General features: G+C 46.7%; 5 protein-coding genes. All 5 read right to left on the reverse strand.

Going from position 1 to position 8,626, the window contains the following annotated elements; all coding sequences use genetic code 11:
* Positions 1–213 precede the first annotated feature (213 nt).
* A complete protein-coding gene (locus HMPREF9944_RS12020) occupies positions 214–1,578 on the reverse strand; it encodes a sn-glycerol-1-phosphate dehydrogenase (RefSeq protein WP_008566613.1) in 1,365 nt (454 codons plus the stop codon).
* Between the two features lie 14 nt (positions 1,579–1,592).
* A complete protein-coding gene (locus tag HMPREF9944_RS12025; RefSeq protein WP_155814691.1) occupies positions 1,593–2,738 on the reverse strand; it encodes a hypothetical protein in 1,146 nt (381 codons plus the stop codon).
* An 809-nt stretch (positions 2,739–3,547) separates the two neighbouring features.
* On the reverse strand, positions 3,548–4,924 hold the full coding sequence (locus HMPREF9944_RS12030) for a glycoside hydrolase family 57 protein (RefSeq protein WP_008566615.1): 1,377 nt from the start codon (positions 4,922–4,924) through the stop codon (positions 3,548–3,550).
* A 38-nt stretch (positions 4,925–4,962) separates the two neighbouring features.
* On the reverse strand, positions 4,963–6,234 hold the full coding sequence (locus HMPREF9944_RS12035; protein ID WP_044113730.1) for a glycosyltransferase family 4 protein: 1,272 nt from the start codon (positions 6,232–6,234) through the stop codon (positions 4,963–4,965).
* Complete coding sequence (locus HMPREF9944_RS12040; RefSeq protein ID WP_244861162.1) at positions 6,231–8,195, reverse strand: glycogen debranching enzyme N-terminal domain-containing protein; 1,965 nt, start codon at positions 8,193–8,195, stop codon at positions 6,231–6,233. Before HMPREF9944_RS12040 ends, HMPREF9944_RS12035 begins: the two co-directional genes overlap by 4 nt.
* Positions 8,196–8,626 lie beyond the last annotated feature (431 nt).

Genomic DNA, 8,626 nt, shown 5'->3' on the forward strand with positions numbered 1-8,626 from the left:
GCAGTTAACACATGTTTACGTTTGAAACTTGCGCACATTGCGCAGTTAACACACGTTTACGTTTGAGACTTGCGCACCTTGCGCAGTTAACACACGTTTACGTTTGAAACTTGCGCACCTTGCGCAGTTAACACATGTTTACGTTTGAAGCCTTCGCTCCGGGGCGCAACCAACATTTCTTTCCGTTTGACGTTTCCGCTCCGGGGTGCAAGGCTAATGATTGATCGGGGGACGTTTTATTTCCCATATTCCTTCCCTGCCGAACAATGCATCGGTCCACTTATCGAGCATACACATGCGAAGCCCAAGGTCGAGAATGGTGTAACGCCGACGAATCTTCTGTGCCAGAAGAATACTGTCGCGCATGCGCTGACGGCTGAGCCCGATGTCTTCAGGAAGTGTTGGAGCACCAACGAGCCGTAGCCGCTGCATCGCCTCTTCCACGGGGATAATCTGCCGTTCCAATCTTCTGCGCGTTTCCGGCCACTTTGATTTGAAGGTTGTCAACTCACGGCGCAGCCCCTCACGGTCTACATACTTTGCCTTAACTTCCGTCGCACCAAGCATCGGGAAGTCAGTTCCATGAAACATTCGGATAGCCTCCTGTTCTTGCACTTCAAGGTCGGGCCATTCCCTTACGCATGCCTCGGTATCCAGTTTTTCAATGTCGGCATTGAGCAGTTCGCGATAAAAGAAAAGAGAGGCGAGCGTGCCTAATGCCACTTGAAAACCATGTGAAGGTGCCTTTCCATTGGGCATCACATAATGCTGCATATTGAGCAAATGGGAAAACTGATGGTCGGCTCCACTAGCCGGACGACTGGATTTCGGATAGGCCTGCATGGCGAAACCACCGAGCAGAAGGCCTTCCATGAGTTTCGAAATCTCTTCGGGACGCCCCTCACGGTCGCCTTCGGGATTGGACAAGGCATCGTGTAGCCCGTCTTGTGCTATAGCAAATGGCACTGGATCTATGGGTTCTATGCCTATGGCATCGGCTATAATCCAATCTGCACCTGCCGGAACTTTGGCAAAAAGGTCTGCATATCCACTGGCTGTCATGTCGGCCGGAGCCTTTGAAATAATATCAATGTCGGCAACAACGGCAATGGGTGCAGTACACGGGAAGGTTGTCTTGCAACCATCTTTCGTAATAGAGGCCCCGAAAGCAACATATCCGTCCATGGACGCAGCCGTAGCAACAACCATATAATGACGATTGTTGTGATAAGAAGACAACTTTGTGAGGTCGTTTATTGTACCAGATCCGACAGCTATGGGAATGGCATTGGACTTGGAAAACACTTCATCAAGAAGTTCGACATACTTCCACTCGGCATGCATGTCGGGATAATCAAGGATTACGGGTGCGTCTACGGATATTCCTTCTTGGTGTAACATCGCGTCAACCGCCTTACCGGCAACGGCAAAAGTGGTTTTATCGGCTATCACGACAGCCCTTTCGTCAGGAAAAAGTTCCCGAAAGACACGTGCTGTTTCGTTGATAGCACCTTGCCTTAGGACAAGTGCTTTCGTTTGGGTAGCTTTTTCAAGGGCCAAGTTTAATCTTTTGTTCATGATTCATTCTTCATTTAAGGTATTATATTTATATTCTTCTGTTGGTGATCTACTTTGAAAGAACCGTCATGGGTCACTCTGACAAAGGGAATCTTCGTGTCCGGCTCATAACGATAAAGTTCGACACGGCCACTATAGCCGTCCTTGTTATTTTTATCGGGGTGGAAGAAGTAGAAACAGCCGTTGCCCACAGACTGCATTCCCATGTTTCCATAAGGGAAATTCCAACCCCAAACGCCTGAAGAAGCATCATATAGGCCTGTTTTACCGAGTTCTACAACAAGGCCACGCTCACCGCCATACCCTGAAAGCAACCTGCGGCGTGGTTTCACGCTGTTGTCGATAGCAAAAAGCCGGTAATTCAGAAATCGCTTTTTCTTTCCTTTATATACAGCCATGAACCATTGATTTGAAAAAGCATCGTATTCCAAGTTCTGCACGCCGTAAGTTGTATTGCCCGTGTAGGCAAAATATGTTGCAGCAGGCTTTGACGGACCTTTCGTATGCATACGGTTCAGATCGAGAGGACGTACATATTGCATGATTGCAGGCCAAGGATATTGTAACAACACCTGATAGTCATTATCTGTGCGCACTGTATCACCATAAATACCGAGTGCCACCGTAAGAAACATTTCTCCTCCTTTACTTCCAAAACGAGGACCGAAAGTGACGCCGTCAATTCCGCTGCAACCATAGACATGCTCACGGGTTACACCATTGATGGTAGAACTGTCTTCGTAAAGTCTTTTTACGGTGGGGAGACACACGGTTTTCATAACACTGTCACGCAGGCCATCCATACCCGTATGTGTTATCTTATCCACATCGAAAACCGCAACATAAAACTGGGTGGCCGACTCCCGATGCCCATTGCTCCTATCACTGATGTCACGACCTATCTCATCGTTCTTGTATTCAAGCGAACCATAGACCTTACCATCTTCCGGATTGTAAGCAATACACCCCAAATGGCCCAACAAACCACTGACCGAACCGACAACACACCCGTTCAAATCCAACTTGACAAGTTGGGTGGTATACGAGATGTATAGATAACGACGCGCTTTATCCATGACAATGCCCTGAATATGAAACTTTCCTTGCGCTCCGACGGGTATGCTCTCGGGCAAGGAATCTACCTGCGGAGCTGCATTCATACAAAGTGGAAATACGAGGAACAGCTCAAATAAGACTTCAAAAAATGGAAAACTAGGGAACGGTATCATCTTTTTATTACAAGGTTTTTAGATTTCATAGGTGAATAATAGCTTAACAAATGAAGTAATCAACAGTTTCGCAAAATAAACAAATATCATAAAACGTCTTTCATTGCGAAACAAAAATACAGATTAAGTATATACAAAGCAAATATTTCCTGCTTCATTATTTATTTTTAACTAAGTTGAATACCAAAGTAACTCTCCAATGAGTTTATCACAGCCATATTGGAACGGCAATCTCAGATTTGTGCAGTAATATAATGTGGCGTGTGAGGGTTTGGACCTTGAGAACTTAGAGTTCTCGAGGAATAAAAGACCGGAAGATGGCCTGCTTTCACTGTTTTTCCATTTTTCCTCAATTGTGAGGGCATTCTCGCCGTTTTTTTTCTATTTTTTCTCAATTGTGGGGTCACTTTTACCGTTTTTTCTTATTTTTCCTCAATTACGGGGGCACTCTCGCCGTTTTTTTCTATTTTTCCTCAATTGTGGGGTCACTTTTGTCGTTTTCTATTTGTTTTCTCTCCTACGGTGATGCGGGTAAGCTATGGAGGGACGATGGATTACAGGCAGGGGGCCACTACACTCAACTGCCACCTCTCCGAGACTTGCCGACCAGAATATTATCCCGAACTGACGTAGATTTTACAAAAAAGGAACAGGCCGCAGGGCTTGTTCCTTTTCTTATTGATGACGCTACCAGTTTGGGATCTTACAGACTGTGAAATACCGTCTCTGCTTTTTCGTGCTCACGGCTTTTCTTTCTTCACCGTGGTCTTCTTTTTTCCCATTCCCGGTCTTTTCTTCTTCGTGTCTTTTTTCGTTGCTTCCTCTATCTTTTCGATTTTCGCCTGCAGGCGAATAATCTCCTTCTCTTTCATTTCAAGTTCGTCGCCTTGATTCTTAATAGTCGTGAGCAGTCCAGCAAGTTCATCATTGTCGATGTCGGCAGGATAGAGGTTGTTGACGCGGTTGATGAAGTCGCCGAGGATGTTCATGTAGTTGGTGAACGCGTCGAACGGACTGCTATAGATGCCACGGTCAAGGACGATGTTGGACGGCTTGGTAGTCATAAAGCGGAAGTTGTTGCTTGCTTGCAGGTAGTCCCAGTCTTGATTGATGCGCGGGTCATCGGCTATTCTAACGCGGTCGGCCACGCTGTAAAGCTTATTGAAGGCCTCGCGTTGCATCGGATTGCCGAGCCACGTGCTGACGTCACGCTCTTCATCTACCCAACTCAGCGTATCGGGCACGTCTAACCGGTCCACGGGTTTCATCTTCATGCACAGCTCTGTGGGCGTGGAGAAAGTGATACCCTTTTCTTTGGCACAGGCTGGGAGGGCCTTGAAGAATTCGAGAATGTTGCTCGACAACGGCTGTGCAATCCCCAGCGCAGAAAGCTCCATGAAGATGTTTATCACCTGTTCCTCTTGCGGCAACGAGGCGATTTCTCTGATATAGTTATCGGCGAAGAGCGGGTAGCCGTCCCATTCGCTGTTATTGAAGCGGAGCGAGATGTCGTCGCTCAACTTGATGTCGCGCAGTAAGAGCTTCAGGTTCGGTGCCATGGCACTGCTGTAGACATAGTGGGGCGACTTCCAGCCCAACACGTGCTTGGCTCCTTCTGTCAGCATACCTTTAAAACCCATCTGCGAAACCTGCAGTCCGATGTCATCGCTGTAGATGAGGGATGAATTACGGAACACCTTGGGCGAGTGGCCGAAATACTCTTTCATCTTTGCACATTGCCGCTTCACTTCTTTGGCAAAGCTTTCCTCGTTCACCAGGGAAGAAAGACCATGGGAATAGGGCTCCGCGAGAAACTCCACGCAACCGGTATCATTGAGTTCTTGCAGCTTTTCAAGCACTTGGGGGGCATGCATCTCCAACTGTTCCATCCCCACCCCGCTCAACGAGAAAGCCACTTTAAAGTAATCGCCGTTGGCTTTAATCATCTCAAGCAGCGTGCCCAGTGCCGGCATATACGAACGTTCCGCAATGTCTGCGATACCGTACTCATTCTCATAGTCGTCATAGTAGTAATGGTCGGTCCCGATATCAAAGAAACGGTAACGCTTCAGGTGGATAATCTGATGTATCTCGAAATATAGGCAAATTGTTTTCATATCATTATTATTTTGATGGTTAATCGTGGTGAACGGTTTTATCTTTGGACAAGTACCTGCTGCTCATAGAGCCGACGAATGAGCAGCCCGACCTTGTTCCATGTGATTTGGTCGACTTCTCGCTTGCCTTCCATGGAGAGGTATTCGAAGAGGCTTTCGTTATGGCAAATACTGTAGATGGCGTCGGCCAAGGCATGGATATCCCAATAATCTACCTTAATGCAGTTAGTCAGTATCTCAGCGCAACCACTCTGCTTCGAGATAATCGACGGGGTTCCGCACTGCATGGCTTCAAGCGGAGAGATACCGAAAGGCTCGCTCACGGACGGCATCACGTAGACATCCGACCGTTTCAGGCATTCGTACACCTGTTCACCGCGCATGAAACCCGGGAAATGGAAGCGGTCGGCTATACCTCGTTCCGCAGCAAGATAAATCATCTGGTCCATCATGTCGCCCGACCCTGCCATACAGAAGCGCACGTTACGTGTGCGATGGAGTACCATATTGGCTGCCTCGACGAAATATTCCGGTCCTTTCTGCATCGTCAGTCTGCCCAAAAATGTGACCACCTTTTCTTTTCCCTTGTGGTCCGGTCGGGGAATATCTTGCCACTCCTGCTTCAACGGATAGACAGCATTATGGACGGTGAACACCTTTCGCGGGTCTTGATGATATTGATTGATGACCGTCTGACGCGTCAGTTCGCTCACACACATGATACAGTCAGCATTGTCCATTCCGTCTTTCTCTATCCCATAGACCGTAGGGTTGACATGACCTCGGCTTCGGTCAAAGTCGGTCGCATGAACATGAATGCACAGAGGCTTTCCACTTGCCAGTTTAGCATGAATACCGGCAGGATAGGTCAACCAATCATGCGCATGAATAATATCAAAGTCCAATGTCCGGGCAACTACTCCCGCAATAACCGAATAGTTGTTGATTTCTTCATGCAGATTCGAAGGATAACCACCAGCAAACTCCAAGCAGCCAAGGTCGTTCACATGCATGTAATTGAAGTCGCCATAGATGTGGTCACGCAGCCGATAATAGAGTTCGGGCGACATGATATTCCCCACTCTTCCCTGCACATAATCGTAATCCACGTCGCGCCATGCCACCGGCACGCTGTTCATAGCCACGATATTGGCCGGCGTACGGTCTTCGTCGCCCCAAGGTTTCGGCAAGCAAAGCGTAATATCCATATCACCCTGTGCATGCAGTCCCTCGGTAATCCCGTAGTTAGCCGTAGCTAACCCACCGTAAACATGAGGAGGATACTCCCAACCAAACATCAATATTTTCATTTTGTTTCCTCCCCTGAATTAAAGTTATAACGCTCAAGAAGTTCAAGCGTACGCAAAATCTCGGCCACATTCATTGCGAAAGAGATAGCTCCGCGCCCGTTGAACGGCGGGTTACCATCGAAGAGTTCGGGTATGGTGCCCAAACAATGTTGATTCATTTCATCTTCATAACCAACCATCTGCCTTTCTATGAAGCTCTGACGTGTGCGCTTATAGAGCTTCAGACATGCTTCCATGTAAAATCCGCCGAGCCATGGCCAAGCCGTACCTTGATGATAAGCGTAATCACGTTGTGTCTGCGGCCCCGTATACATGGGATTGTAGCCTCCGCTCTTCGGAGAGAGTGAGCGCAGGCCTTTCGGCGTCAGCAATTCGCGCGTACAAACATCGAGAACGCTCTTTTTCTGTTCCTGTGCGAGCGGGGAATAATCAAGAGCAACGGCAAAAATCATATTCGGACGCACGCTCCAATCCATCATATTCCCATCAACATAATCAAACAGATAGCCATACTCATTGAGAAAGACATCGACAAACGATTGTTTGCAATGCTGCGCAAGTTGCTCAAAATGCGCTGCATCTTTTTTATTCCCACTCAAATCGGCCATTGCCGAACAGAATTTCAGCGCATTATACCACAAGGCATTGAACTCTACAATATATCCTGTACGCGGAATAACCGGCTTGCCATTGACTGTAGAATTCATCCACGTGACAGCAGTCTCGCGTCCATCGGTATAAACGAGCCCGTTTTCCATTACTTTCAGATTAGGATGCTTGCCGTTCTCGATAAACTTAATCAGTCGCTCCATCAATCCGCCATAACGCTTCAGACATTTTTCGGTCCCAGCTTCCTTTGCATATTGCTGCAGACACCATATAACCCATAGCGGAACATCAGGTTGTTCCATCTCGTAGATTTTCACCGTCAACGGTTTACCTTCCATAAACTCCGTGAGTCCTCGTTGGGCCGTCTTCATAACAAGCTCAAAGTAATCTTGCTCCTCTATGGACAACGTAAGCCCCGGCAAAGCGATAAACATATCACGGGCACGACACTTGAACCAAGGGTAACCGGCAAGGATATAGCGATCTCCATTCTTTTCATGGATATGGAACTGGTGAGCAGCATTGATCAAACAATGGAAGAAATTATCTCGAGGAGTACGTTCGTTGACTTCTTCATCGAACAATGCTTTCAACGCTGATGTCTTTATCTCTGAAGTCGATGCCGCAAAGACAATGCTTTCACCTTTCCTGATATTCATCTCAAAATAGCCGGGGACATAAAGGTCTTCGTTGGAAGCATAACCACGTTCCTGCTCCTTCGGATAGGTGATGTCACGATACCAATCCGGCTGGTATTTGAATTCATTCGTCTTGCTCAACTGCATATAGAGTTCAGGATAACCGGCATACATACACGTTTTGATACCTTTATCTACCAATTGATAATCACGATTGGCAACCATATTCTCATGTGTGAACTGCCTTACACTTCGAAAAGCAAGGAAAGGACGCAGCCGAAGTGTCGTTAAAGAATGGGCATCGACAAGCGTATAACGAATAAGAATCCGGTCTTCATAGTGTTGGAAGACGATTTCCCGTTTCAATATGACACCTCCTACACGATAAATGGTGGTCGGAACCCTGCCACAATCGAACTCGCGAATATACTTGTGTCCCTTAGGACTGTAATTATTGCCCTGATATTTATGGAGCCCTAAGTTAAACGCTGCACCATGCTGGATAACGGTAGCATCCAAAGAAGACAAAAGCACATGGTTCTCATCATCAAGCTCGGGAACAGGAACAACTAATAAGCCATGATATTTGCGCGTATTACAGTCAACTATAGTAGAACAAGAATAGGCCCCCGAACGATTCGTTCGAAGCAACTCCCTTGGCAACGCTTCTTCCAAGTTCGTCATAAGAGCCCTTTCAAATTTTAGATAACTCATAGTTCTCTATTAAGGTTTATAAATATTTTACATTCAAATGAGCATCAAAACACCTCATTGCCTCACTTGTCCTCAAAGTTAAACAATTTCTGCAAAACAACCAAAAAAGAAAAGCGCTTTTTTTCATAGATACATGAGTTCGGTTTAAATATCTCCTACACTTTCCTTAACGTTTAACTGTCAGAGTGCCGCACTCCTATACTTTTCTTAACGTTTGACCGTCAGAGCGCCGCACTCCTATACTTTTCTTAACGTTTGACTGTCAGAGTGTGGCACTCCTATACTTTTCTTAACGTTTAACTGTCAGAGCGCCGCACTCCTATACTTTTCTTAACGTTTAATTGTCAGAGTGCCGCACTCCTATACTTTCCTTAACGTTTGACCGTCAGAGTGCGGCAATCCTATGCTTTTCTTAACGTTTAGCTGTCAGA

Source organism: Segatella maculosa OT 289 (genome assembly GCF_000243015.1).
In the GTDB taxonomy this organism is placed as follows: Bacteria; Bacteroidota; Bacteroidia; order Bacteroidales; family Bacteroidaceae; genus Prevotella; species Prevotella maculosa.